This is a genomic window from Streptomyces crystallinus (genome assembly GCF_039521265.1).
Lineage (GTDB): Bacteria > Actinomycetota > Actinomycetes > Streptomycetales > Streptomycetaceae > Streptomyces > Streptomyces crystallinus.
Map to the genome: position 1 here is coordinate 36,169 of NZ_BAAACA010000041.1, position 25,385 is coordinate 61,553.

21 protein-coding genes and 1 riboswitch are annotated in these 25,385 nt (G+C 72.4%); of the genes, 14 read left to right on the forward strand and 7 right to left on the reverse strand.

What is annotated here, in order from left to right; genetic code table 11:
* The first annotated feature begins 52 nt into the window (after positions 1-52).
* On the forward strand, positions 53-1,747 hold the full coding sequence (locus ABD236_RS28735) for a flavin monoamine oxidase family protein (protein WP_344078561.1): 1,695 nt from the start codon (positions 53-55) through the stop codon (positions 1,745-1,747).
* Between the two features lie 72 nt (positions 1,748-1,819).
* Here ABD236_RS28735 and ABD236_RS28740 read toward each other — a convergent pair whose 3' ends face one another.
* Positions 1,820-2,749, reverse strand: a complete 930-nt coding sequence (locus tag ABD236_RS28740) for an LLM class F420-dependent oxidoreductase (RefSeq protein ID WP_344078563.1) — start codon at positions 2,747-2,749, stop codon at positions 1,820-1,822.
* On the reverse strand, positions 2,713-3,480 hold the full coding sequence (locus ABD236_RS28745; protein WP_344078565.1) for a DUF5995 family protein: 768 nt from the start codon (positions 3,478-3,480) through the stop codon (positions 2,713-2,715). The genes ABD236_RS28740 and ABD236_RS28745 overlap by 37 nt, the downstream gene beginning before the upstream one ends.
* A gap of 188 nt (positions 3,481-3,668) precedes the next feature.
* Here ABD236_RS28745 and ABD236_RS28750 point away from each other — a divergent pair, with 188 nt between their 5' ends.
* The gene (locus tag ABD236_RS28750) at positions 3,669-4,772 is read left to right on the forward strand and encodes a glycoside hydrolase family 6 protein (protein WP_344078567.1); all 1,104 of its coding nucleotides are present in this window, start codon (positions 3,669-3,671) and stop codon (positions 4,770-4,772) included.
* Here the strand turns inward: ABD236_RS28750 and ABD236_RS28755 are convergent.
* Positions 4,754-6,184: a uracil-xanthine permease family protein gene (locus ABD236_RS28755; protein ID WP_344078569.1), complete on the reverse strand. Its 1,431-nt coding sequence runs from the start codon at positions 6,182-6,184 to the stop codon at positions 4,754-4,756. The genes ABD236_RS28750 and ABD236_RS28755 overlap by 19 nt on opposite strands.
* A 188-nt stretch (positions 6,185-6,372) precedes the next feature.
* On the opposite strand from ABD236_RS28755, the gene ABD236_RS28760 reads away from it, so the two are divergent.
* The gene (locus tag ABD236_RS28760) at positions 6,373-7,725 is read left to right on the forward strand and encodes an alginate lyase family protein (RefSeq protein ID WP_344078571.1); all 1,353 of its coding nucleotides are present in this window, start codon (positions 6,373-6,375) and stop codon (positions 7,723-7,725) included.
* A gap of 3 nt (positions 7,726-7,728) precedes the next feature.
* On the opposite strand, the gene ABD236_RS28765 is transcribed toward ABD236_RS28760, so the two are convergent.
* On the reverse strand, positions 7,729-8,958 hold the full coding sequence (locus tag ABD236_RS28765; RefSeq protein ID WP_344078573.1) for an MFS transporter: 1,230 nt from the start codon (positions 8,956-8,958) through the stop codon (positions 7,729-7,731).
* 149 nt (positions 8,959-9,107) lie between these two features.
* Here ABD236_RS28765 and ABD236_RS28770 point away from each other — a divergent pair, with 149 nt between their 5' ends.
* Positions 9,108-10,241: an ROK family transcriptional regulator gene (locus ABD236_RS28770; protein ID WP_344078575.1), complete on the forward strand. Its 1,134-nt coding sequence runs from the start codon at positions 9,108-9,110 to the stop codon at positions 10,239-10,241.
* Between the two features lie 162 nt (positions 10,242-10,403).
* Here the strand turns inward: ABD236_RS28770 and ABD236_RS28775 are convergent, their stop codons facing one another.
* The gene (locus ABD236_RS28775) at positions 10,404-12,809 is read right to left on the reverse strand and encodes a chitinase C-terminal domain-containing protein (protein WP_344078577.1); all 2,406 of its coding nucleotides are present in this window, start codon (positions 12,807-12,809) and stop codon (positions 10,404-10,406) included.
* 285 nt (positions 12,810-13,094) lie between these two features.
* A riboswitch (FMN riboswitch) is annotated at positions 13,095-13,225 on the forward strand.
* A gap of 160 nt (positions 13,226-13,385) precedes the next feature.
* On the opposite strand from ABD236_RS28775, the gene ribD reads away from it, so the two are divergent.
* From ribD to ABD236_RS28825, 10 genes are all read left to right on the forward strand, one after another.
* Positions 13,386-14,468: a bifunctional diaminohydroxyphosphoribosylaminopyrimidine deaminase/5-amino-6-(5-phosphoribosylamino)uracil reductase RibD gene (ribD, locus tag ABD236_RS28780; protein ID WP_344078579.1), complete on the forward strand. Its 1,083-nt coding sequence runs from the start codon at positions 13,386-13,388 to the stop codon at positions 14,466-14,468.
* Between the two features lie 2 nt (positions 14,469-14,470).
* Positions 14,471-15,079 (forward strand): riboflavin synthase, encoded by a 609-nt coding sequence (locus tag ABD236_RS28785; RefSeq protein ID WP_344078649.1) that lies wholly within the window; start codon positions 14,471-14,473, stop codon positions 15,077-15,079.
* A complete protein-coding gene (locus ABD236_RS28790) occupies positions 15,076-15,720 on the forward strand; it encodes a nicotinamide mononucleotide transporter family protein (RefSeq protein WP_344078581.1) in 645 nt (214 codons plus the stop codon). Before ABD236_RS28785 ends, ABD236_RS28790 begins: the two co-directional genes overlap by 4 nt.
* A complete protein-coding gene (locus tag ABD236_RS28795; RefSeq protein ID WP_344078584.1) occupies positions 15,717-17,006 on the forward strand; it encodes a bifunctional 3,4-dihydroxy-2-butanone-4-phosphate synthase/GTP cyclohydrolase II in 1,290 nt (429 codons plus the stop codon). Before ABD236_RS28790 ends, ABD236_RS28795 begins: the two co-directional genes overlap by 4 nt.
* 52 nt (positions 17,007-17,058) lie before the next feature.
* Positions 17,059-17,544 (forward strand): 6,7-dimethyl-8-ribityllumazine synthase, encoded by a 486-nt coding sequence (ribH, locus tag ABD236_RS28800; protein ID WP_344078586.1) that lies wholly within the window; start codon positions 17,059-17,061, stop codon positions 17,542-17,544.
* A 35-nt stretch (positions 17,545-17,579) separates the two neighbouring features.
* Positions 17,580-17,861, forward strand: coding sequence for a phosphoribosyl-ATP diphosphatase (locus ABD236_RS28805; RefSeq protein WP_188275085.1), 282 nt, complete (start codon positions 17,580-17,582; stop codon positions 17,859-17,861).
* Between the two features lie 43 nt (positions 17,862-17,904).
* The gene (gene hisG, locus ABD236_RS28810; RefSeq protein ID WP_344078590.1) at positions 17,905-18,753 is read left to right on the forward strand and encodes an ATP phosphoribosyltransferase; all 849 of its coding nucleotides are present in this window, start codon (positions 17,905-17,907) and stop codon (positions 18,751-18,753) included.
* 35 nt (positions 18,754-18,788) lie between these two features.
* Positions 18,789-19,244, forward strand: coding sequence for a PH domain-containing protein (locus ABD236_RS28815; RefSeq protein ID WP_344078651.1), 456 nt, complete (start codon positions 18,789-18,791; stop codon positions 19,242-19,244).
* A 202-nt stretch (positions 19,245-19,446) separates the two neighbouring features.
* Complete coding sequence (locus tag ABD236_RS28820; RefSeq protein WP_344078592.1) at positions 19,447-20,862, forward strand: hemolysin family protein; 1,416 nt, start codon at positions 19,447-19,449, stop codon at positions 20,860-20,862.
* The gene (locus tag ABD236_RS28825; protein ID WP_344078594.1) at positions 20,859-21,923 is read left to right on the forward strand and encodes a hemolysin family protein; all 1,065 of its coding nucleotides are present in this window, start codon (positions 20,859-20,861) and stop codon (positions 21,921-21,923) included. Before ABD236_RS28820 ends, ABD236_RS28825 begins: the two co-directional genes overlap by 4 nt.
* Positions 21,924-22,266: 343 nt before the next feature.
* On the opposite strand, the gene ABD236_RS28830 is transcribed toward ABD236_RS28825, so the two are convergent.
* Both ABD236_RS28830 and ABD236_RS28835 read right to left on the reverse strand, forming a co-directional pair.
* Positions 22,267-24,156, reverse strand: a complete 1,890-nt coding sequence (locus tag ABD236_RS28830) for an AAA family ATPase (protein ID WP_344078653.1) — start codon at positions 24,154-24,156, stop codon at positions 22,267-22,269.
* Positions 24,157-24,516: 360 nt separating this feature from the next.
* Positions 24,517-25,146, reverse strand: a complete 630-nt coding sequence (locus ABD236_RS28835; RefSeq protein ID WP_344078596.1) for a uridine kinase family protein — start codon at positions 25,144-25,146, stop codon at positions 24,517-24,519.
* Positions 25,147-25,385 lie beyond the last annotated feature (239 nt).

The window sequence follows — 25,385 nt, forward strand, 5'->3', positions numbered from 1 at the left end:
CCTTCCGGCCGCCCCCTACCCCCCTCGTCACAGCGCAAGGAGTCCGTACCCCATGACGTCCACGGTGCCCACCGCCGTCCCGCACACCGACGGCCAGCCGCCGATCACCATGTTCGGTCCGGACTTCCCCTACGCGTACGACGACTTCCTGGCCCACCCGGCCGGGCTCGGTCAGATACCCGCGACCGAGCACGGCACCGAGGTCGCGGTCATCGGCGGCGGTCTGTCCGGCATCATCTCGGCGTACGAGCTGATGAAGATGGGCCTCAAGCCCGTCGTGTACGAGGCCGACCAGATCGGCGGACGGCTGCGCACCGTCGGCTTCGACGGCCCCGGCACGGACGGGCTGACCGCCGAGATGGGCGCGATGCGCTTCCCGCCCTCCTCGACGGCCCTCCAGCACTACATCGACCTGGTCGGACTGGTCACCGAGCCGTTCCCGAACCCGCTCGCCGAGTCCACCCCCTCGACCGTCGTCGACCTCAAGGGCGAGACGCACTACGCCGAGACCATCGCCGACCTGCCGCAGGTCTACCGCGACGTGGCCGCCGCGTGGAACGCCTGTCTGGAGGAGGGCGCCGACTTCTCGGACATGAACACCGCGATGCGCGAGCGCGACGTGCCGCGCATCCGCGAGATCTGGGCCAAGCTCGTCGAGAAGCTCGACAACCAGACCTTCTACGGCTTCCTCTGCGACTCGCAGGCCTTCAAGTCCTTCCGCCACCGTGAGATCTTCGGCCAGGTCGGCTTCGGCACCGGAGGCTGGGACACCGACTTCCCCAACTCCATCCTGGAGATCCTGCGCGTCGTCTACACCGAGGCGGACGACCACCACCGCGGCATCGTCGGCGGCTCCCAGCAGCTGCCGCTGCGGCTGTGGGAGCGCGAGCCGGAGAAGATCGTGCACTGGGCGCAGGGCACCTCGCTCTCCTCGCTGCACGAGGGCGCGCCGCGTCCGGCCGTCACCCGGCTGACCCGCACCGCCGGCAACCGGATCACCGTCACCGACGCGTCCGGCGACATCCGCACCTACCGCGCGGCGATCTTCACCGCGCAGTCCTGGATGCTGCTCTCCAAGATCGAGTGCGATGACTCGCTCTTCCCGATCGACCACTGGACGGCGATCGAGCGCACCCACTACATGGAGTCGAGCAAGCTCTTCGTGCCCGTCGACCGGCCTTTCTGGCTGGACAAGGACGAGCAGACGGGCCGTGACGTCATGTCGATGACGCTCACCGACCGGATGACCCGCGGCACCTATCTGCTGGACGACGGCCCGGACAAGCCCGCCGTGATCTGCCTCTCCTACACCTGGTGCGACGACAGCCTGAAGTGGCTGCCGCTGTCGGCCAAGGAGCGTATGGAGGTCATGCTCAAGTCGCTCGGCGAGATCTACCCGAAGGTCGACATCCGCAAGCACATCATCGGCAACCCGGTGACCGTGTCGTGGGAGAACGAGCCCTACTTCATGGGCGCGTTCAAGGCGAACCTGCCGGGCCACTACCGCTACCAGCGCCGTCTGTTCACGCACTTCATGCAGGACTCGCTGCCCGAGGACAAGCGGGGCATCTTCCTCGCGGGCGACGACATCTCCTGGACGGCCGGCTGGGCCGAGGGCGCGGTGCAGACCGCCCTGAACGCGGTGTGGGGCGTGATGCACCACCTCGGCGGCACGACGGACGGCACCAACCCCGGCCCGGGCGACCTCTACGACGAGATCGCTCCGGTCGAGCTGCCGGAGGACTGACGGCTGCCGGTGACCCATGACGGGCACTGACCGCGAGGGGCTCGGGGGCATGCGTCCCCGGGCCCTTTCCGGTTACAGCCCCGCCGCGCGCGCCAGCCCGTACACCTGCGCCGCCACGTCCTTCAGCTCCTCCGCGTCGCGCGCGGAGCCCTGGAGGTCGAGCAGGAACTCGCCTATGCCCTCGTGGGCGTGGGCCGCCAGGTCCTCGACTATCTGGGCCGCGCTGCCGGCGAACGGCGGGCGGTCCCCGCCCTCGAAGGGCTTGGGGCTGTAGCGCGCGTTCACCCGCACGCACACCTCGATGCCGCGCTCCCGGCCGCGCTCGGCGGCCAGCTCCTGGAGCCCCGACCACCCCTTGGCGAGCTGGTCGGCGCCCTGGGCCACCGGCATCCAGCCGTCCGCCCGGTCCACCACGCGGCGCAGCGCCCTCGGTCCGGCCGCCGCCAGATAGACCGGGATCGGCCGGGCGGGCTTGGGGCCGACCTCGGAGGGGGCGATCGTGGTCAACTCGCCCTCGTACGCGACCGGGTCCGGGCCCCAGACCGCGGCGAAGACGTCCAGCGTCTCGTCGAGCACCCTGCCGCGCTGCTCGAACGGGGCCACGGCCGCCGCCGCGTACTCGTCGAGGGACCAGCCCGTGCCGATGCCCGCCAGCACCCGGCCGCCGCTCGCCGCGTCCAGCGTGGCGAGCGAGCGGGCCAGCTGGAACGGCACGTGCAGCGGCGCCACGAGCACGCTGGTGCCCAGCCGGGCCCGCTCGGTGGCCGCGGCCGCGAGGGTGAGCGAGACCAGCGGGTCGGCCACCGACCGGTAGGCGTCGGGCCAGGGCAGGTCCGGTATCCCGTACAACCCCTGGGTGGCGGGCGTCGGGAAGATCACCCGCTCGAACACCCACAGGCTCTCGTACCCCAGCTCCTCGGCGGCGCGCGCCACATCGGGGATGTCACGGCCGATGTCGTACTGCGTCATCTGAGGGAGGCCGAGTCCGAGCCGGATCGCCATGAGTGAACTCCTCGTGCGGAAGAAGGGCCTGCGTACGGCGTCAGCAGGCACCGCCCCACCAGGCCGACACCCGCGTCCATCCGCTCCCTGAACTCCCGGGACACATCAGGAAGTTCCCGCAGCCTCCACAGCAGCCGGGCCGACGACCAGGCCGCGTCCCGTGCCCGCTCCAGGCTCCACGACGCCAGCAGATGCGTGAGCGGGTCCGCGACCTCCAGCAGGTCGGGCCCCGGCATCAGCTCCTCGCGCACCCGCTCCTCCAGCGCCACCAGGGTGTCGCCGACCCGCTCGAAGTCCCGTTCCAGGCCGTCCGGCCCGCACCCCAGCGCGCGGCAGCTGTCGACGACGGCGAGTGCCAGGTCGTGCCCGATGTGGGCGTTGATGCCGCAGAGCGCGAACTGGAGGGGCCGCACGCCCGGGTGGCGCCGGTACTGGAAGAGCGGACGCCAGCAGGCGGGCGGCTCCAGGCCCGCCGCCACAGCGTCGACCGCCCGCAGATAGCGCCCGGCGAACAGCACGTCCAGTGTCGCCGCGGCCCTGGCGTCGGCGTACCCGCCCCGGGAGAGGGAGCGGCCGATCTCCTCGGTGACCGCCAGATAGACCCGGTTGAAGACGGCCAGTCCGTCCCTGGGCGGCAGGCTCGCGCGCAGCGCCCGCATCCGCGCCGCTACGGTGTCCACCGACGCCCCGGCGAGCCCGCTGGTACCTGCCCGCTGTTCGATCCGCACCATGGGGGCAGCGTCCCAGCCCCGCGCTCTCCCGGGCGTCGCCGTGCCCGGGGCTTCCCCGGAACGGGTGAACACGGGGCCATCGGGGCCCTGGGGAAGGGGAGTTCACGGTGCCGGGAACACCGCCGCCACGCGCGCGTGGGCGTCGCCAGGACCGGGCGGCACGCCGCTCGGCCGCTCGGCGTGCCGCCATGCTGACGCTCGCCTGCGCGGTCGTGGCCGCCGGAGCGGTCTCGGGGGCGGTCGCGGCCCTCGGGGGCGGCGGCGCCGACACGGCCCGGCCGACCGCGACGGCCTCGCCCGTCGTCCCCCTGCCGGCCGTGCCCACCTCCGCGCCCGCGGCCCCCTCGCCCACGCGCGCGGCCCCGCGCCCCGTGCGGCCGTCCACCGCCGCCTCCAAGCCCCCCGCCGCCCCGGCGCCCGCGTGGGCCGCGATATCCGCCGCGCTCTACCGCTCGCCCGACTCGCAGGTCCTGGACTGGATCCGGGCCCACCCCGACGACCCCCGGCGCCCGGTGATCGAGCGGCGGATCGCGGACCGGCCGACGGCCGTGTGGTTCACCGAGTACGACCCCGGCGCGATCACCGCACGGGTGCGGGCGGTGACCTCGGCCGCGGCCGCGCAGGGCCGGGCGCCGGTGCTCGTCCCGTACGCGATCCCGGGCCGGGACTGCGGCGGTGCCTCGCAGGGCGGTGCGCCGGACCTCGCGGCGTACGACACCTGGATGGGGAACTTCGCGGCGGGGCTCGGGCGTTCACCGGTCATCGTGGTCCTGGAGCCGGACGCGATCGCCCAGTCGGACTGCCTCTCCGAGGGCGAGCGCGCCGCCCGGTTTGCCTCGCTGGCCAGAGCGGGGCGGGCGGTCCACGCCGCGGACGCCCGGGCCAGGGTGTACTTCGACGCGGGCCACTCCGGCTGGCGCGACGCGGGGGAGATGGCCGCTCTGCTGCGCGCCGCAGGCGCGGCCACCAGCGGCGACGGCATCTTCACCAACGTCTCGAACTTCCACGCCACGGCGGACGAGGTGGCGTACGCGCGGCGGGTGCTCAAGGCGCTGGGCGGCCCGGCACGGCTCGGCGCGGTGATCGACACCAGCCGCAACGGCAGGGGCGCGCCGCCGGACGGGCAGTGGTGCGACCCGGCCGGGCGGGCGCTCGGGCGCGCCCCGACCACGCGGACGGGCGAGGCGCGCATCGACGCCTATCTGTGGGTGAAGCTGCCCGGCGAGTCCGACGGCTGCCGGGGCGAGGCGGGCAGCTTCACACCCGACTACGCCTACGACTTGGCGCGCTGAGCCCCTTCGGCCGACTCGCCCCCGTCGCCGCCCTCGTCGCCGCTGTCGTCGTACGACGACGTGCCCTCGTCGAGCAGCGGCTCCTGCTCCTTCATATGGGCCGGGGCCAGCGCGCGCAGCACGTGGTAGCCGGTGATGACCACGATGGTGCCGAGCGCGATGCCGCTGAGGCGGAAGTCGTCCGTGAACTTCAGGGTGACGCCGCCGATGCCGATGATGAGGCCCGCGGCCGCCGGGACCAGGTTCAGCGGATTGCGCAGATCCACCTTGGCGTTGATCCAGATCTGGGCGCCGAGCAGGCCGATCATGCCGTACAGGATGACGGTGATGCCGCCGAGGACGCCACCGGGGATGGCCGCGACGACCGCGCCGAACTTGGGGCAGACGCCGAAGAGCAGGGCGAATCCGGCGGCGGCCCAGTAGGCGGCGGTCGAGTAGACGCGGGTGGCGGCCATCACGCCGATGTTCTCGGAGTACGTGGTGTTGGGCGGGCCGCCGACGGCGGTGGAGAGCACGGAGGCGGCGCCGTCGGCGGCGATCGCGGTGCCCAGCTTGTCGTCGAGGTTGTCACCGGTCATCTCGCCGACGGCCTTGACGTGCCCGGCGTTCTCGGCGATCAGCGCGATCACGACCGGGAGGGCGACCAGGATGGCCGACCACTCGAAGTGCGGGGCGTGGAAGGAGGGCAGGCCGATCCAGTCGGCCCGGCCGACGCCGGAGAGGTCCAGGCGCCAGTGGTCGGTGGCCTCGCCCGCGCCCGTGACGGAGTGGATCTTGCCGAAGACGCGGTCGAAGAGCCAGGAGACGCCGTAGCCGAAGAGCAGCCCGAGGAAGATCGCGACGCGGGACCAGAAGCCGCGCAGACACACCACGGCGAGCCCGGTGAAGAGCATGACCAGGAGCGCGGTCCACTGGTCCTGCGGCCAGTAGGTGGCCGCGGTGACCGGTGCCAGGTTGAAGCCGATCAGCATGACCACCGCGCCGGTGACGATCGGCGGCATCGCGGCGTGGATGATCCGCGCGCCGAACCGCTGCACCGCGAGACCCGCCACGAACAGGGCGGCGCCGACCACGAGCACGGCGCCGGTGACGGTGGCGCTGGTGCCGCCGGTGGCCCGGATCGCGGCCGCGACGCCGACGAAGGAGAGGGAGCAGCCCAGATAGCTGGGCACCCGGCCCTTGGTGGCGAGCAGGAAGATGACCGTGGCGACGCCGGACATCATGATCGCGAGGTTGGGGTCCAGGCCCATGAGTACGGGCGCGACGAACGACGCCCCGAACATCGCCACCACGTGCTGGGCGCCGAGGCCGATCGTCCGGGGCCAGGAGAGCCGCTCGTCCGGACGGACGACGGCGCCGGGGGCGGGGGTCCGCCCGTCGCCGTGGAGGGTCCAGCGCACGCCGAGGCCCATGAGTTTGCTCCAGTTCGTTCCGTGCTGAGAAGAATCAGCGCCATGGTAGTGGGGCCCCTGATCTCGGGTCCCATCCGTGAATCCCGCGCGGGGCATTGTCACCCGGAACTGCTGGCCCTACGCTCCAACGGCCTTGTTCGTGAACGCAGTTCAGAAACATGAACTTTCTGGCCGAGGGAGATACCTCTATGGGTGGAATAGCCGGAATAAGCGGCGGAAGATCTGGCAGCGGGCTTGTGGCTCTGCTGGCCGCGGTGGCGGCGATCGCCTCGGCGCTCGTACCGACGGCCTCGCAGGCGGCGCCGCACCCCGGCACCGACGGGGCCCCGTACACGGCCGTCGCGAAGGCCCCGTACACCTCCGCCGTGCAGGCCCCGCACACCGTCGTCGTCGACGGCGCCCGGATGAAGGACGCCCGCCGGCGCCTGGACGCCGGGGACCCCGCGCTGCGCGCCGCCCTGGGGAAGCTGACCGCGGCCGCCGACACCTGGCTCGGCCAGGGCCCGTGGACGGTCGTGGACAAGCCGAAGCCCGCGCCGGGCGGCGACCCCCATGACTACCTCAGCCAGGCCCCGTACTGGTGGCCCTCGAAACCCAGGACCGCGGACAACCCGTGGGGCTGCCCGTACGTGCAGAAGGACGGGCAGCGCAATCCGGAGGTCGACACCGGTACCGACCGGCCGGATCTCGGCAAGGTGGTGGGCTCGGTGACCACGCTCAGCCTCGCCTGGTACTACACCGGCCGCGCCCAGTACGCCGAGCGGGCCTCGACCGTCCTGCGCACCTGGTTCCTGGACCCGGAGACCCGGATGAACCCCAATCTGGACCACGGGCAGTTCATCCCGTGCAAGTACGACGGCCGGGCCATCGGCATCATCGACTTCTCGCAGCAGTACACCAGCGTCCTCGACGCGGTCGCCGTGCTCGACCTCGGGGCGCCGGGCTGGCGGGCGGACGACCGCGCGCGGATGCTCGACTGGAACAAGAAGTACCTGGACTGGCTGGTGAACTCGCCCTTCGGCAAGGAGGAGTCGGCCGCCGGCAACAACCACGGCACCTTCCAGGACATGCAGATCGCCGCGCTGGCGCTCGCCACCGGCGACCGGGCGCTCGCGGCGAGGACCGTCCGGGCCGCCGAGAAGCTGCGGGTCGACCCGCAGATCGCCGCCGACGGCAGCCAGCCCCAGGAGCTCGCCCGCACCCGCAGCTGGCACTACTCGGCCTTCGACCTGGTCGCGTACAGCCGGCTCGCCGCGATCGGCGGACACGTCGGCGTGGACCTGTGGGGCTATCGGGGGCCGCAGGGGCAGAGCCTGTTCAAGGCCGTGGACTATCTGCTGCCCGCGGCGACCGGCGCGGCCGTCTGGCCCCACCCGGAGCTGGAGTTCTACCGGTACGCGGCGAGCGACGTGGTGCACGCCGCGGCCGACGCGGGCGACCGGAAGGCCCGGGCGGCGGTGCCCGGGCTCCAGGAGCCGCCCGGCGGCGACCTCTGGGCGCTGCGGCCCGCCGCCGAGCAGCTTGACTCGATCGCGGGGTGAGGGCTACTGCGTGGCGCCGGTGGACCTCGCCGGCGCCGCCTCCGGCGTGCCGCCCCCGCTCGCGCTCCGGGCGCGCACTCCCGTACGCAACACGTCCGCCCCCGCCACAAGCCCCAGCGCCAACACCGTGACCAGGCCGAACGACGCCACCAGCGAGGTCAGATCGGCGATGCCGCCGATGGTCGAGGGGGCGATGAGGCCGGAGGTGTACGTGATGGTGGCGACACCCGCGATGGCCTGGCTCGGGTGGCGGCCGCTGCGCCCCGCCGCCGCGAAGGCCAGCGGCACCACGACCGCGACCCCCAGTCCGATCAGGGCGAACCCGGCCATCGCCACGGCGGGCGCGGGCGCGAGGACCACCCCGAGCCCGCCCGCCGTGGCCAGCACACCGCCCCAGCGGACCGTCCGCACCGCCCCGAACCGGTCCACGACCTTGTCGCCCGCGATCCGCACCACCGCCATGGTGAGCGTGAACGCGGTGGTCGAGGCGGCGGCCAGACCCGCCGAGGCGTCCATGGTGTCCCGCAGGTACACCGCCGACCAGTCCAGGCTCGCCCCCTCGGCGAACACCGCGCAGAACGCGACCAGCCCGATGACCAGCGCCGCCCGGGGCGGCCGGGCGAAGCGCGGCGGCGGGGCCTCGTCCGGTGCGCTGCGCAGGTCCAGCACCGCGCCGCAGACGAGCGCGCCCAGCGCGGTGAGGACGGCCGCGGCGACCAGGTGGTGCACGCGCGCGTCGACGCCGAGGTGCGCGGCGAGCGTGCCGGCGGTCGAGCCGATCAGGGCGCCCGCGCTCCACATGCCGTGCAGCCCGGACATGATGGACCGGCCGAGCCGGTTCTCGGTCTCCACGCCCAGCGCGTTCATGGCCACGTCGGACATCCCCGAGGTGGCCCCGAACACGAAGAGCGCCGCACAGAGCGTGTAGAGGTTCGGCGCGAGCGCCGGGAGTGCGAGGGCCAGCGTCCACAGGGCGAGCAGCCCGCGCAGCGCCCGGCGCGCCCCGAAGCGGTGGGTGATCGCCCCGGAGAGCGGCATCATCAGCGACGAGCCGATCGCGGGGAAGGCGAGTGCCAGACCGAGCTGGCCGGTGGAGACGCCGGTGTGGTCCTGGATCCAGGGGACGCGGGTGGCGAAGTTGCCGGTGACCGTGCCGTGGACGCAGAACACCGCGGCGATCGCGATCCTGGCCCGCCTCAACTGCCGTACGCCGTCGTCCGCTTCGGTCGCCATCTGCCGAACCCTCCCCTGGATGCCGGTGCCGTACCCGTACGGAACCGGTGTGCCGCCGGTCCGCCACAGTGCGCGATAAACTATCAGGAACCCTGCCTGATAAATACTCCGCCGTCCATCGGGTTTCGGTCGTCTGGAAGGATTCCGGCATGCCCGCATCACCCAGCACCGCCCGGGTCATCAACGACCGCCTCGCCCTGCGGCTGCTCCAGGACGAGGGCCCGTTGACGGCGGGTCAGCTCAAGGAGCTCACCGGTCTGTCCCGGCCCACCGTCGCCGACCTGGTCGAACGGCTCCAGGGCTCGGGACTGGTCGAGGTCGTGGGGGAGTCCGGGGCCGAGCGGCGCGGACCCAACGCCAAGCTGTACGGGATCGTCGCGGACCGGGCCCATCTCGCCGCCCTCGACGTGCGCACCGACAGCGTCACCGTGCTGGTGGCCGACCTCCTCGGCGCGCCCCTGGCCGAGGCGGCGCTCCCGATCGGCGCCGAGGCCGGGACCGGGCCCGCCGTCGAGCGGGCGGTGGCGCTGCTGGAGCGCACCGCGAAGGAGGCGGGCGCCGAGCGGCTGCACAGCATCGGCGTCGGGGCGCCCGGTCTGATCGACCCGGCCACCGGCGAGCTGCGCGACAGCACGGGGCTGCCCGCCTGGCACCGGGAGCTGGTCCCGGCCCTCGGCGGGCGGCTGTCGGCCGCGGTGCTGGTCGAGAACGAGGTGAACCTGGCGGCGATGGCCGAGCACCGGCTCGGGGCCGCGCGCGGCCAGTCCGACTTCGTGCTCTTCTGGCTGGGCCAGGGGGTGGGGGCGGCGGTCTTCCTGGACGGGAAGCTGCGCAGGGGGGCCTCCGGCGGCGCGGGCGAGATCGGCTTCCTGCCCGTGCCGGGCACCGGCGCACTGCCCTCCGCGACCGGCTGCGACGGCGGCTTCCACGCGCTCGCGGGCGCCGACGCGGTGGTGCGGCTCGCCGCCGCGCACGGGTTGGCGGCCGGCGCCGAGACCCTGGTGCGGGAGGCGTCCGGTCCCTTCCTCGACGCGCTGGCCGAGCGGATCGCCATCGGCGCCGCGGCCGTGGTCTCCGTGCTGGACCCGGGCCTGATCGTGCTCGGCGGTGAACTCGGCCACGCGGGCGGCGCGTCGCTCGCCGCCCGGGTGCGGGCCCGGCTCGCCGCTCTCACCCCGCTGGGCGCGGAGGTCCGCCCGAGCGAGCTCGGGGACCGGGCGGTGCTGCGCGGGGCGCTGCTGGCGGCGCGGGACGCGGCGCAGGACGAGCTGTTCGCGCCCTGAGAGCCTGTCGACGCCCGTCGCCCGCCCGGGGGTTCAGCGACAGGATCTGAAGCGCCGCACCCCGGCCGGAGAGGTCCGGCCGGGGTGCGGGCGCTCGGAGCGGGTGCCCGGCGAGGCGGCAAGGGCCTCGAGTCGCGTCGCCGGGCGTTCGGGGGGCGGGGGTCAGCAGGCGCCCAGGTCCTGCCAGACACCCCAGTCGCCGGTGGTTCCGGGCTCCTCGCCCTTCGTCCACCACTTCGACTTCCAGGTGTGGGACTTGTGCGAGACGGTCGTGGAGCCACCGTACTCGGCGGTGGCCGTCCAGGCGGGCGCGGTGCAGGAGCCGCCGCCCGTGGTGCCGCCCGTGGTGCCACCGGTCGACCCACCGGTCGAACCGCCCGTGCTGCCACCCGTCGTACCGCCGGTGGACCCGCCCGTGGAGCCACCCGTGGTGCCGCCCGTCGTGCCGGTGTCCGGCTCGGTGAGGGTGGCGCCCCGGGTGAGGTCACCGGCCACCGCGTAGCTGCGGCCGCCGAAGGTCACCGTCCAGTTGGAGGGCGTCGAGACCGGCAGGTAGTAGACGAAGTCCAGCGTCACCGAGGCGCCCGGGGCCAGCGACTGCCAGGCCGGGAGCTTCAGCGAGACCCGGTTGTAGTCGCCCTTGAGGCCGCCCACGTTGCTGCCGCTGTGGTCGCTGCGCACGACCGTGGTGCCGAAGCCGGACTGGTCCTTGGCGTTCGCCGGGGCCGAGGTCCCGTAGTCGAACTGGAACTCCGTACCGCCCGGCAGCGTCGCCTTGGTGCGGTTGGTGAGCGTCACCTTCGGGCTGATCGGGTAGTTGGAGTCGCCGAGCGGGAACTGCCCGAAGTCCACACCGATGTCCAGCGCCTGGGTCGGCAGGGTCACCGAGGAGCGCTTGGCGCCGTACGGGGCGGCCGACTTGAACTTGTCGTACATCGCGGACGTCAGCGTCGAGCCCGGCTCGTACTGGCCCTTGGCCGCGTTGTACTTGTAGTCGCCCGCGAGCTCCCAGACCATCGTGCCGCCGATGCCCTTGTCGACCACGTAGTCGGCCTTGGCGTTCACCGACTGCTCGTCCTCGGTGGACAGGAACACCTTCTTCTGGTCGTTCCACAGCCAGGGCGCGACCAGCGTCGAGCTGTACTTGCGGGCGTAGGCGCCGGTCAGCTTGGTGTCGGCCGGGAAGCCGTACTTGGTGACGTAGTCCCCGACGACGCCCTTCTCCAGGTTCTTGGCGTGCCACATCGGGTTGGAGCCCGCCGGGGCCTCCTTGCCGTTGTCGTCGAGGTCGTGCCAGAGGTTGTCGATGCCGGTCGCCCCGTCACCGCACTTGGTCAGCCCCGATCCGGCCGGGCAGCTGGTGGAGGCGGCCTTGCCCCACAGCCCGTCCGTGCCGCCGGTCACGTTCTTGAAGCCACGCGTGTAGTACGGCAGGCCCATGTTGATGCGCCCGGCCGGCATCGAGCCGCGGAAGTAGTGGTAGGCCCAGTCCGCGTTCAGATAGCCGATGCCGCCGTACTGGGAGGTCGAATAGACGCCCGCCGCGGCCAGTTCGGCGTCCTTGCCGTCGTCGAAGAGCGAGGCGTTCGGGCCCACGTACTCGTTCCAGGCGCCGTGCAGGTCGTACGACATGATGTTGACGTAGTCCAGGTACTTCTGGACCTGGAAGGTCTCCATGCCGCGCAGCAGATATCCGGAGGAGGGCGCGGCGACGGACAGGAGGTAGTGCTTCCCGTCGGCCGCCCCCGCGCGGTCGAGCTTCTCGCGCAGCGACTTCATCAGCGCCGCATAGCCCTTGACCAGGCCCGCCCGGCGCGCGTTGGAGAGCGTCCAGTCCAGCGGGTTGCCCGCGTCCTTCATCGTGGTCGGGTATTCGTAGTCGATGTCGACGCCGTTGAACCCGTACTTCTTGACGAAGGCGACGGCCGAGTCCGCGAAGGTGTCGATGCCCTGCTGGTTCACCGAGCCGTCGGCGTTGGTGGCGGCCGAGTAGAAGCCGCCCGAGGGGACGCGCTTTCCGTCGTCACCGAAATAGCCGCCGGTCTCGGCCCAGCCGCCCACGGAGATGAGCGTCTTCACACCGGGGTGCTGCTTCTTGAATTTGTTCAGGAGGTTGAAGTGGCCCTTGTAGGGGAGCGCGGGGTCCATCTCCGCCCCGGCGACGCCGGGCCAGGTCATTCCGGTGGCCGCGTTCTTCTCGCTGTCGCTCCCGACGGAGATCTTGTTGTCGGAACCGATGTGCGCGAAGGCGTAGTTGACGTGGGTGACCTTGTCCCACGGGATGTCGGAGGCGAGATAGGCCGGGGTCCCGTCCTGGCCGGTGCGCCAGCCGGTGAAGTACCCGATGACCCGGCGCTGGTGGTCGGCGCCCATCTTCTCGCGGCCGTCCGTGTCGTACACGGAGCAGTAGGGGACGTCGACGCCGGGTGTCTTGTAGAGCCCGTCGGGGCGACAGGTTTCGTTGTCGGCGGCGTGCGAGACGCCCGTGGAGAGGGTCGAGAGCAGCAGCCCGGCGACCGCGGCACCGGTCGCGAGCAGCGTGGCTCTCGTACGAGTGGGGGACAGCACGATCTGTTCCTCCAGGGGAGGTCGGTGGGGCAGCGGACGGCGGGCGGTCGTACGGCGGCCCCGGCGTGCGCACACCGGCGGGCCTCACCTCCGAGGTGACACGGAGATTAAGAGGACTAGACCAGAGCGTCAATAGGTATGGACCAATGCTGGGTGCACGGTGGACGCCCGATGTGGCGGACGGTGAACCTCCGCTACGCGCCGCGACCGCACTGTGACCCAGGCCATAGATGTCCGCCCGTATGGCCGACGATCAGCCGTGGCACACTGGCCCTGTACCAGCAGCAGCGCACTCCGGGGTCGGTGTAATTCCGAACCGGCGGTAATAGTCCGCGACCCGGCCGCATCCAGTGGCCGGTTGACCAGGTGGAATTCCTGGACCGACGGTGAAAGTCCGGATGGGAGGCAGTGCGCGGCGGGCGGGCCCCGAGGGCTCAGGCCGGCCGTCTCGCTGATCGTCGTCCACGGCGATCGGTGTCCTTCGGCCATGCGTGAGCTGTCTGTACGGCCTTGTTCCCGCTCTCTGTCGTTCATCGACAGCCCCGGAGTCCGTGCCCGAAGAGGCAGGAGGACCCGGTGGCCACCGCAGCCGACGCAGACGCCATGCGCCGAGCCGTCGAGCTCGCCGCGCGCGGACTCGGCTCCACCAGCCCCAACCCGGTCGTCGGGTGCGTCATCACCGACGCCTCGGGCGCCGTCGTCGGCGAGGGCTTCCACCAGAAGGCCGGCGGCCCGCACGCCGAGGTCCACGCCCTGTCCGCCGCCGGCGGGAAGGCGCGGGGCGGCACCGCCTACGTCACCCTCGAACCCTGCAACCACACCGGTCGCACCGGCCCCTGCGCCCAGGCGCTGACCGAGGCCGGGATCGCCCGGGTCGTGTACGCGGTCGGCGACCCGAACCCGCAGGCCACCGGGGGTGCGGACACACTGAGGACGGCCGGGGTCGCGGTCGAGCAGGGCCTGCTCGCGAAGGAGGCCGAGGCGGGCAACGCCGCCTGGCTCACCTCCGTACGGCTGGGCCGGCCCTACGTCCTGTGGAAGTACGCGGCGACCCTCGACGGCCGCACCGCGGCCGAGGACGGCAGCAGCCGCTGGATCACCTCCGCCGAGTCCCGCGCGGACGTCCACCGGCTGCGCGCCGAGGCGGACGCCGTGGTCGTCGGCTCCGGCACCGCCCGCACCGACGACCCCCACCTCGCGGTGCGCGGGATCGAGGGCGCGGTCCAGCCGCTGCGGGTCGTCGTCGACACCGAGGCCACGGCCGTGCGGCCCGGCGCCCGGGTGCTCGACGACGCCGCGCCCACCCTGATCGCGGTCGCCGAGGACGCCGACACCGCCCAGCTGGCGGACACCGACGTGGTCCGGCTGCCGCGCGCCGCCACCGGTCTGGACATTCCGGCGCTGCTGGCCGCCCTGGACGCCCGGGGCGTGCGTTCCGTACTCCTCGAAGGCGGCCCGGCGCTCGCCGGGGCCTTCGTCGCCGCGGGCGCGGTCGACAAGGTCGTCGGCTATCTCGCGCCCGTCCTGCTCGGCGCGGGCCCGGCGGCCCTCACCGGCGCCGGAATCTCCACGATCGCCGACGCGTTGCGGCTCGAGCTGACCGAGACCGTACGCATCGGCCCCGATCTCCGTATCAGTGCCACTCCCAAGGAGCGATGAGCGTGTTCACCGGAATCGTCGAAGAGCTGGGTGAGGTCACCGCCGTCGAGAAGCTCGGCGACTCCTCCCGCTTCCGCCTGCGCGGCCCCGTCGTCACCGAGGGAGCCCGGCACGGCGACTCGATCGCCGTCAACGGCGTCTGTCTGACCGTCGTGGAGAGCGGCGACGGCGAGTTCACCGCCGACGTCATGGAGGAGACGCTCAAGCGCTCCAGCCTCGGCGCCCTCGACGTCGGCTCCCGGGTCAACCTGGAGCGGCCGATGGCCGTGGGCGGGCGCCTGGGCGGGCACATCGTCCAGGGCCACGTGGACGGGACCGGCGCCATCGTGGCGCGCACCCCTTCGGAGAACTGGGAGATCGTCAAGGTCTCGCTGCCCGCGGAGCTGTCCCGCTACGTCGTCGAGAAGGGCTCGATCACCGTGGACGGCGTCAGCCTCACGGTCGTCGACGCGGGCCCCGACTACTTCACCATCAGCCTCATCCCCACCACGCTCGCGCTCACCACGCTCGGCCGCAAGCAGCCCGGCGACCCGGTCAACCTGGAGGTCGACGTGATCGCCAAGTACGTCGAGCGGCTGATGGGCGCGCGCGGCCAGGAGGACCCGAAGTGAACTGGCTCAACTCCGAGGCCTTCACCGCCTTCGACCAGCACATCATGTGGTCCGACATGATCGGCAACACCGTCGGTCTGGCGGCCCTCGCGCTCGGCTGGCGGCGCTCCATATGGACCTGGCCCGCCCAGTTCCTCTCCGGCGTCATCCTGCTGGCCGCGTTCAGCACGGCCCATCTGTCCGGCAGCGCCGGCAAGCAGGTCGTCGTCATCGTGGTGGCGCTGTGGGGCTGGTACCAGTGGCAGAGCGGACGGCGCCAGGGCCAGGACGGCTCCATCGCGGTGCGCTTCGCCAGCTGGCGCGAGCGCGGACTGCTCGTCGCGGGCGCGGCGCTCGGCACCCTGGCCGTCGGCGCCCTGTTCACCGCCTTCCCGACGCTGTCGTGGGACCCGTGGCCGGACGCGTACATCTTCGTCGGCACGATCGTCGCCATGTACGCCCAGGCGCGCGGCATGGTCGAGTTCTGGCTCGCCTGGCTCCTCGTCGACGCGGTGGGCGTGCCGCTCAACTTCGCCAACGGCTTCGCCTTCTCCGGCTTCGTCTACGTCATCTACGGCGCAATCGTCCTGTGGGGCCTGCGCGACTGGTGGCTGCGCTCCCGTACGAGCGCGCAGCCCGTCCTGGAAGGAGCGGCGGCATGAGCGCCACCACACCCACCTGGTACTCCACCGACAACCGCGAGGACCTCTCCCTCGACCCCGTCGAGCAGGCGATCCGCGACATCGCGGCCGGCCGGCCGGTCGTGGTCGTGGACGACGAGGACCGCGAGAACGAGGGCGACCTCGTCATCGCCGCCGAGAAGGCGACCCCGGAGATCGTCGCCTTCATGATGAGCGAGTGCCGCGGGCTGATCTGCGCGCCCATGGAGGGCGGGGCGCTGGACCGGCTCCGGCTGCCGCAGATGGTCGACGAGAACACCGAGTCGATGAAGACCGCGTTCACCGTCTCGGTCGACGCGTCCGCCGCCTACGGCGTCTCCACCGGCATCTCCGCCGCCGACCGCGCCACCACCCTGCGCCTGCTCGCCGACGGGCGCTCGGCGCCCGGCGACTTCGTCCGCCCCGGCCACATCTTCCCGCTGCGGGCCAAGCCGGGCGGCGTCCTCGCCCGCAACGGCCACACCGAGGCCGCCGTCGACCTCGCCCGGCTCGCCGGGCTCGCCCCGGCCGGCGCCATCGTGGAGATCGCGGGCGAGGACGGGGTGATGCTGCGGCTGCCCGAGCTCGTCCCGTTCGCCCGCAAGCACGGGCTGACGATCATCTCCATCGAGGACCTGATCGCCTACCGCCGCTCCGCCGAGCCGACCGTGCGCCGTGAGGCCGAGGTCCATCTGCCCACCTCCTTCGGTGAGTTCACCGCCTACGGCTACCGCTCCACCGTCGACGGCGTCGAGCACGTCGCCCTGGTCCACGGCGAGATCGGCGACGGCGAGGACGTGCTGGTGCGCGTCCACTCCGAGTGCCTGACCGGCGACATCTTCCACTCGCTGCGCTGCGACTGCGGCCCCCAGCTCCAGGCCTCCATGGAGCGCATCACCGAGGCGGGCCGCGGCGTCGTCGTCTATCTGCGCGGCCACGAGGGGCGCGGCATCGGGCTGCTCTCCAAGCTGCGCGCCTACGAGCTCCAGGAGCGGGGCCGCGACACGCTCGACGCCAACCTGGAGCTCGGGCTGCCCGCCGACGCCCGCGACTACGCGGCCGGCGCACAGATCCTCCAGGACCTGGGCGTGCGCGGGCTGCGGCTGATGACCAACAACCCGGAGAAGACCGACGCCCTGGTGCGCCACGGTCTGCGGGTCACCGGCCGTGAGCCGATGCCGGTCACGGCGGGCGAGCACAATCTGCGGTATCTGCGCACCAAGCGCGACCGGATGGGACACGACCTGCCGTGGCTGGACGCGACCGCGTCGGCCTGCGGCAACCAGTGACGACACCAGCAGCGACACCCCTACCCAGCAACAGAGCACCGAGGAGTAGCACGTGAGTGGCAAGGGCGCACCCGAACTGTCCGTACGCAACTGCGCGGACCTCCGCGTCGCCGTGATCGCGGCGCAGTGGCACGAGAAGGTCATGGACGGACTCGTCGACGGCGCCCTGCGCGCCCTGCACGAGCTCGGCATCGACGAGCCGACGCTGCTGCGCGTCCCCGGCAGCTTCGAGCTGCCGGTCGTCGCCAAGGTGCTGGCCGGACGCGGGTACGATGCGATCGTCGCGCTGGGCGTCGTCATCAGGGGCGGTACACCGCACTTCGAGTACGTGTGCCAGGGTGTCACCAACGGTCTCACCCAGGTCAGCATCGACACCGGCGTACCCGTCGGGTTCGGCGTGCTGACCTGCGACACCGAGGAGCAGGCCCTGGACCGGGCCGGCCTCGAAGGGTCGAACGAGGACAAGGGCCACGAAGCGGTCACCGCCGCCGTCGCCACGGCCGCCACGCTGCGTACCGTCAGCGAACCCTGGCGCTGAGTGGCAGGGAAGCACCCCTTACCCTAAGAAGCATCATGGCGAACAAACCCTCCAAGAGTTTCGAAGAGCTCTTCACGGAGCTCCAGCTCAAGGCCGCCAACGGCGACCCGTCCACCTCCCGCACCGCCGAGCTGGTGGACAAGGGCGTGCATGCCATCGGCAAGAAGGTCGTCGAGGAGGCCGCCGAGGTCTGGATGGCCGCCGAGTACGAGAGCAAGGACGCCGCCGCCGAGGAGATCTCGCAGCTGCTGTACCACGTCCAGGTGATGATGGTCGCGCGCGGGATCTCCCTCGACGACGTCTACGCGCACCTCTGAGCACCCCGAACTCCCCCTCTCCCACCTGAAGGAAGCTGACCTCATGCTGCGCATCGCCGTCCCCAACAAGGGTTCACTGTCCGGACCTGCGTCGGCGATGCTCCATGAGGCCGGCTACCAGATGCGCAAGGAGTCCAAGGAACTCGTCCTGGTCGACCCCGACAACGAGGTCGAGTTCTTCTATCTGCGCCCCCGCGACATCGCGATCTACGTCAGCTCCGGCCGCCTCGACATCGGCATCACCGGACGTGACCTGCTGCTCGACTCCGAGGCCGACGCCGAGGAGATCCTGGCGCTCGGCTTCGCCCGCTCGACCTTCCGCTACGCCACCAAGCCCGGCACGGCCAAGGGCGTCGGCGACTTCGACGGGATGACGATCGCCACCTCGTACGAGGGGATCGTCGCGCAGCACCTCAAGGACAGCGGCGTCAACGCCTCCGTCGTCCACCTGGACGGCGCCGTGGAGACCGCCATCGAGCTCGGCGTCGCTCATGTCATCGCGGACGTCGTGGAGACCGGCACCTCGCTGCGCAACGCGGGCCTGGAGGTCATCGGCGAGCCGATCATGAAGTCCGAGGCGGTGGTCATCCGGCGCGCCGGCGCGGACGCCGAGGAGCCCAAGGTGCAGCAGTTCCTGCGCCGCCTCCAGGGCGTCCTGGTCGCCCGGACCTACGTGATGATGGACTACGACTGCCGCGCCGAGCACCTGGAGCGGGCCGTCGCCCTCACCCCCGGCCTGGAGTCGCCGACGATCTCGCCGCTCCACAACGAGGGCTGGGTCGCGGTGCGCGCCATGGTCCCGGCCAAGGAGGCGCAGCGGATCATGGACGACCTGTACGAGCTGGGCGCCCGGGCCATCCTCACCACGGCCATCCACGCCTGCCGCCTCTGACCGACCCCTCTCACCGTACGGAAGTGACGTACCCCGTGTCCGCTCCCGCGCCCCGACTCCCCGCTCTCCCGGTCACGTTCCGGCCGACCCGCACCCGGGCCGTGCTGCTGAGCGTGGGCGCCGTGATGTTCGCCGTGATCACCGGCATCGCACTGCTCCTGGAGAACATGAGCGGGGGCGAGCGGGCCAGCTTCGTGTTCACCGCGGCGATGTTCTTCGCGGTCCTCGCGCTGCTGAGCCGCCCCAAGGTAATCGCCGACGACACCGGCGTCACCGTCGTCAACCTCACCCGGACCCGGCGGCTCGCCTGGGCGGAGATCCTGCGCGTGAACCTGCGCCCCGGCGACCCCTGGGTCTTCCTGGACCTCAGCGACGGCACCAGCCTGCCCGCGCTCGGCATCCAGCCCGGCATCGCCAAGGAGCGGGCCATCCGCGACGCCCGGGCGCTGCGCGCCCTCGCCGAGTCGCACGGCACCCGCCAGGACGGCTGACCCGCCCTTTCGGCACCGGGCCAAGCATTGCGGCGACGATCTCAATGGCTACCCTGGTGACGGTGGCGCCCAACGCGCCCGCCCCGCGCAGAAGGCGGCACCATCGGCCTGCGGGGCACCAGCGACCCGAGGAGTGACTCCCTCCAGCAATGGACGGATCGTCCGGTAGTATCTGCGCCGCCCCCTCGCAGGAGGCGGCGGCATGACCATCCCCCTTCTGCTGCTCGCCGCGGCATTCCTTCTCATCCTCGCCAACGGGTTCTTCGTGGCCGCCGAATTCGGCCTGGTCACCGTGGAGCGACCGGACGCCGAACAGGCCGCCGCCGACGGCGACCGCCGGGCCGGCACCGTCGTGAAGGCCCTGCGCGAGCTCTCCTTCCAGCTCTCCGGCACCCAGCTCGGCATCACCATCACCTCGCTCGTCGTCGGCATGCTCGCGGAGCCCGCGCTCGCCGGACTGCTCGACGGGCCGCTCACCGCGACCGGGCTGCCGGCCGGGGTGGCGCCCGGGGTGAGCGTCGTCGTGGGCATGCTGCTCGCCTCCGCCGTCCAGATGGTGATCGGCGAACTCGTCCCCAAGAACTGGGCGGTCTCGCGCCCCCTCCAGGTCGCGCGGTTCGTCGCCGGGCCGCAGAGCCGCTTCTCCACGCTCTTCCGGCCGGTCATCTCGCTCCTGAACACCGTCGCCAACCGGCTGGTCCGGGCGCTCGGTGTGGAGCCCGCCGACGAGCTGGCCTCCGCCCGCACCCCGGGCGAACTGGTCTCGCTGGCCCGCCACTCGGCGCGCGCCGGAGCCATCGAGCAGGACACCGCCGACCTCTTCGTACGGACCCTCGCGCTCGGGCGGCTCACCGCGGAGAACGTGATGACCCCGCGCGTGAAGGTGAGCGCGCTCCAGACCTCCGCGACCGCCGCCGACGTCCTCAACCTCACCCGGGCCACCGGGCTCTCCCGCTTCCCCGTCTACCGGGAGCGGATCGACGAGGTCGTCGGCATGGTCCACCTCAAGGACGCGCTCGCGGTGCCGCCGCAGGAGCGCCACCGCACGCCCGCCGCGCGGATCGCGGTGCCGCCGCTGCTGGTGCCCGAGACCCTGCCCGTGCAGCAGCTCCTGGAGCAGCTGCGCAGCGAGCAGCCGATAGCCGTGGTCGTCGACGAGTACGGCGGCACCGCCGGGGTCGTGACCCTGGAGGACATCGTCGAGGAGCTCGTCGGCGAGGTGCGCGACGAGCACGACGCCGAGGGCGACAGCGGGCCCGAGCTCGCCGCCGTGGCGAGCGACGACGGCCGCCCCGCGTGGGAGGCCGACGGCAGCTGCCGGGTGCTGAGCCTGCGCCGGATAGGCCTGGACGCGCCGGACGGGCCGTACGAGACGGTGGCCGGTCTGGTCGCCGACCTGCTCGGCCGCATCCCGGTCCCCGGCGACCGGGCCGAGCTGCCCGGCTGGCGGATCCAGGTCCGCCGGGTCGAGCGGTACCGGGCGGAGCGGGTGCGCTTCGTCCGTACGGCGGACGCCGGCCGCCTGGACGCCGCCCGCCCGGACGCCAGGTGTGCGGACCCGGGCGGTACGGACCTCGGCGGTACGGACCTCAAGAGTGTGGCGGAGGCCGTGCGATGAGCCTCTTGCAACTCTTCTTCGCCCTGCTCCTCGTGCTGGCGAACGGCTTCTTCGTCGGGGCCGAGTTCGCCCTGGTGTCCGTGCGCCGCAGCCAGATCGAACCGCTCGCGGCCCAGTCGGCGCGGGCCCGGCAGGTGCTGCACGGCCTGGAGAACCTGCCGCAGATGATGGCGGCCGCGCAGTTCGGCATCACCGTCTGCTCGCTGACGCTGGGCGCGGTGGCCGAGCCGACCGTGGCCCACCTCCTGGAGCCCGTCTTCGAGGCGGCGCGGGTTCCGGCGGGTCTGATCCACCCCCTGGGGTACGCGATCGCGCTCGCCCTCGTCGTCTTCCTCCACCTCGTCATCGGCGAGATGGTCCCGAAGAACCTGGCGATGGCGGCGCCCGAGAAGACCGCGCTGTGGTTCAGCCCCGGACTCGTCGCCTTCGCCCGGGTGTGCCGGCCGGTCACGGTGGCGCTGGGCGCGTGCGCGCGGCTGGTGCTGCGGGTGTTCCGGGTGGAGCCCAAGGACGAGGTGGAGGCGGTCTTCACCAGCGAGCAGCTCAACCGCCTGGTGGAGGACTCCGGCCAGGCGGGACTGCTGGACCCGCGGGAGATGGAGCGCCTGGAGGACGCGCTGGAGCTCGGCAGCCGGCCGGTGACGGACGTGCTGCTCGACCGCTCGTCCCTGGTGACGGTCGGGCCCTCGGTGACACCCCGGCAGGTGGAGGAGCTGACCGTACGTACGGGGTATTCGCGCTTCCCGGTGTGTGCCGAGGGAGGCGCCTTCATGGGGTTCCTCCACGTCAAGGACGTACTGGACCTGGAGGAGCGGGAGCGGGCGGTGCCGCAGCAGGTGTGGCGCCCGCTGGTCACCCTGCGGGCGGAGCTGCCGCTGGACGACGCGCTCACCGTGATGCGGCGTGCCGCGGCGCACCTCGCGCAGGTGGCGGACGCGTCGGGGCGTGTCCTTGGCCTCGTGGCCCTGGAGGACGTCCTGGAGATGCTGGTGGGCGAGGTCCGTGACCCGTCCCACCGGCCGTTCCCGACGCAGCGCCCGGAGGGGGCCCTGGCAAGTTGAGCCCTTCCCGGGGGCTGCGCCCCCCGAGGAGAGGTTGGCTTTCCGCCTGCGGACCGGTGACGGGTCGCCCGCGCAGTTCCTCGCGCCCCTGAACCCGCTGTCGTCTGCGGACCGTGGCCGCTTCTCGCGCAGTTCCCCGCGCCCCTAAAAGATCCGGGGCTGAGCTGAGTTCGCCGGCCGCGGCGGACCCCTAAGGGGCGCGGGGAACTGCGCGACCAGCCCACCACGGTCCGCAGACGAAAACAGGGGGTCCGGGGGCAGCGCCCCCGGCAGCCCGCCCCAACCCGACACCAGGCCGCCCGCCGGAGGGCTTTCGGGAAGGGGCGGGGTGGGGCGGACACCCCTACAGGGGATCCACCGCGCCGCCCCTCCCCGACAACACCTCCCCGTACGCCTGCATCAGATCCGGCAGACGCAACGTCGACAGATCCTCCCGCCCCGGCGTCCCGGGATACGTCGAAAGCCGCAGATCCCGGTACGCGCAGCTCTTCTCGTACAGCGTCCGCAGAAAACGACCGTTGCCGAGCTCGTCGATCCAGCCCTGGTCCACCACGTGCCCGCTGATCGAACGGAGTTCGTCCAGCGCCTCCTCGTCCCACCCGTCCCCGTTCTCCGCCGCCAGCACCTCACCGATCGCCGTGAGCTCCAGCGGCCGGTAGGACGGGAAGTCCACCCGGGTGGTGAAGCGGGAGGAGAGGCCGGGGTTGGTGGCGAGGAGGCGGTCCATGCCCTCGGGGTACCCGGCGAGGATGACCACCAGGTGGTCGCGGTTGTCCTCGGCGCGCTTCAGAAGCACCTGGAGCGCCTCGTCGCCGTAGGCGTCCCCCTTGCTGTAGCCGGAGTTGGAGAGGCTGTACGCCTCGTCCACGAACAGCACCCCGCCGAGCGCCGAGTCGATCAGCTCGTTCGCCTTCACCGCCGTCTGGCCGAGGAACTCGCCGACCAGGTCGGCCCGTTGGGCCTCCACGAGGTGGTCGCCGCCGAGCAGGCCGAGTGCGTAGAAGACCCGGCCCAGGATGCGGGCGACGGTGGTCTTGCCGGTGCCACTGGGGCCGGAGAAGACAAAGTGACGTTTCGGCGGCTGGACGGGCAGCCCCTGACCGACCCGCAGCCGGGCCATGTTCAGCTGCGCCGACAACGCCTTCACCTGGCGTTTCACCGGCTCCAGGCCCACCATCCGCTCCAGCTCGGCGAGCGCCTGGGCGAGCAGCGCCGAGTCCGTGGGGCCGGTCGGGACCGGTGGAGCGCTGGGCTGGGCCGGGACGCCGGCCTTCTCCCGTACGCCGTCGGAGGGCGGCGGCACCACCACCGCGGGCCCGGCGAGCGGCACCCGCACCTCGCGCCCCTCCGGCGGTTCCAGCGCCACGGCCTCCGGCTCGGGGCCGTCCGCCGTGCCGTCCTGGCCGAACCCGGCCAGCGAGACCGCCGCCAGGTCGGCCGGGTCCTCGGGGCCGTACGACCCGTCCAGGACGTCCGACTCCGTTATCGCGGCCAGCCGCGCCGAGGTGTCCATGAACGCCGGGTCGACCCGGTGCACCGCCCGGTACAGCGGCAGCGCGGCGGCCGAGCGGCCGGTGCCCTCATGGGCGCGGGCCAGCCAGTAGCGCAGCTCCTTGCGCTGCGGCTGCTCGCTGCGGCAGCGCATCAGGGCCGCCGAGAGCAGCGGCTCGGCCTGGCCGAACATCTCCAGGCGCACCCGCGCCATCCCGCCGAAGAGCCCGGCCTCGATCCCCAGCAGCGGATCGTTCAGCAACGGCTCGGTGTGGCGCACCAGTTGGTCCCAGTCCTTGACCAGATACGCCCGGCAGGCGTGCAGGAAGCGGACCTGCGGGTCGGCGTCGACCGGCGGCAGCCCGGCCAGCGCCCGGTCCAGCTCGGGCACATGGCGGCCGTCGAGCCAGTGCGAGGCGTGCGCGAGCAGCAGATCGCGCGGGGTCTCCAGGACCGGTTGGACCCACCAGCCCAGCCAGTACCAGGAGTTGAGGGTGCGACGGTGGCGGGCGCGCTGCTCGCCGAAGCGTTCTCGGTGGCGGTACATGCGTAACAGCGCGGTGGTGGTGTCCACCCGCAGCGCATGCAGCCCCAGCCAGCCGTCCACCATGCCCGGGTCCATCCGCACCGCGGCCCGGAACTCCTCCTCGGCCTGCGGATACGCGCCCATGGTGTACGCGTCGATGCCCCGCAGCCAGGCGAGATCGGCCGGGGCGTGTGCGCCCTGCGTGCCGAAGTCCATCACGTCCCCCACCACCGTGCCCCCGTGCTGAACCGCCAATTCGCACAACGGAATTGCAGAATGGAATTGACGGGAATTGACCGCACCAGTTGCATCGTACCTGCGAGGGGGCCCCGGACCGAAGGGTGGCGCGAGGGGAGCGGCAGCACGACTTGGCCGGTGACCGAGGGTGAGCGAATCCGCTGACGAGGCGCGGTGAAGGGCCCGGAAAAGGCAGAACGAAGCCCCCGATCACGGGGGAACAACCGGGGGCTTCGCGTCTGCGGCGGCTCCGGAAAGCCGCACATTCAGAACGTAAGACCTGTACGGCCCCCGGGTCAAGCGGAGTTGGACGAGTGAGAGGGGCGGTTTTCCGACGGTTCAGCCCATCGGGGGGACGTCGTCACCGTCCGTGACGGAATGGTGTGCGAGGGGTGGGGAATGGCGCCTCGGGAGCCACTCGTACCCCTCCTGACACTGCCGTACCAACGCATCCACATACGGAAGCGACGGATCCGCGGCGAAATGGCGCATCTCCGCCTCCGTCCACTCGTCCCAGAAGCCGGAAAGCGCCGCTCCGTCCCGTCGGCGCCCGCGCGCCCAGGAGCCCTCGGCGTCCATTTCCATCCACAGCAGCAACGCCAGCCACGGCCGCAGCTCGCGCCTGCCCGCGCCGACGCCCTCGATCAGCACCACGGGCGCGGGGCCGAGCGCCACCGGCGGTCCGAACCGGCGCCCGTTCCAGTCGTACGGGGTGACGGCCGCGGCCTCCCCGCGCGCCAGCGGCTCGATGACCTGCCCGCGCAGCCTCGGCGTCCAGGCGAAGAACTCCTCGTGGGTGGCCAGGTCGTCGAGGTGGATCACCGGCGCCCCGCCGAGCGCGGCGGCCAGCCGGCCGGCGAAGGTGGACTTGCCGGAGCCCGCGTGTCCGTCCACCGCCACCAGCCGGACCGGGCCGCACGAGGGCGGCAGTGCGCGCACGAGGGCCGCGATCCGGCCGAGTTCTGCCATGCCTCCACCCTAGATCGAGACAGTGGACGGGCGGCGGTCCAGGTCGTGCCAGTGGTCCAGACCCATATTGGTGGCGCGGCGCGGCGCGCGTGACTGGCAGAAGTCGCCCGGCACCCGCGATAGTTGGCGCTACTTCCCGCCCGCCGCCCCATCCTCGTCCGACTGGGGGTCCCGATCATGACCAGCTCCACTCCGCGCAGAACCGTCCTGGCCGCAGGTCTCGCCGCCGCGGCGGGCGC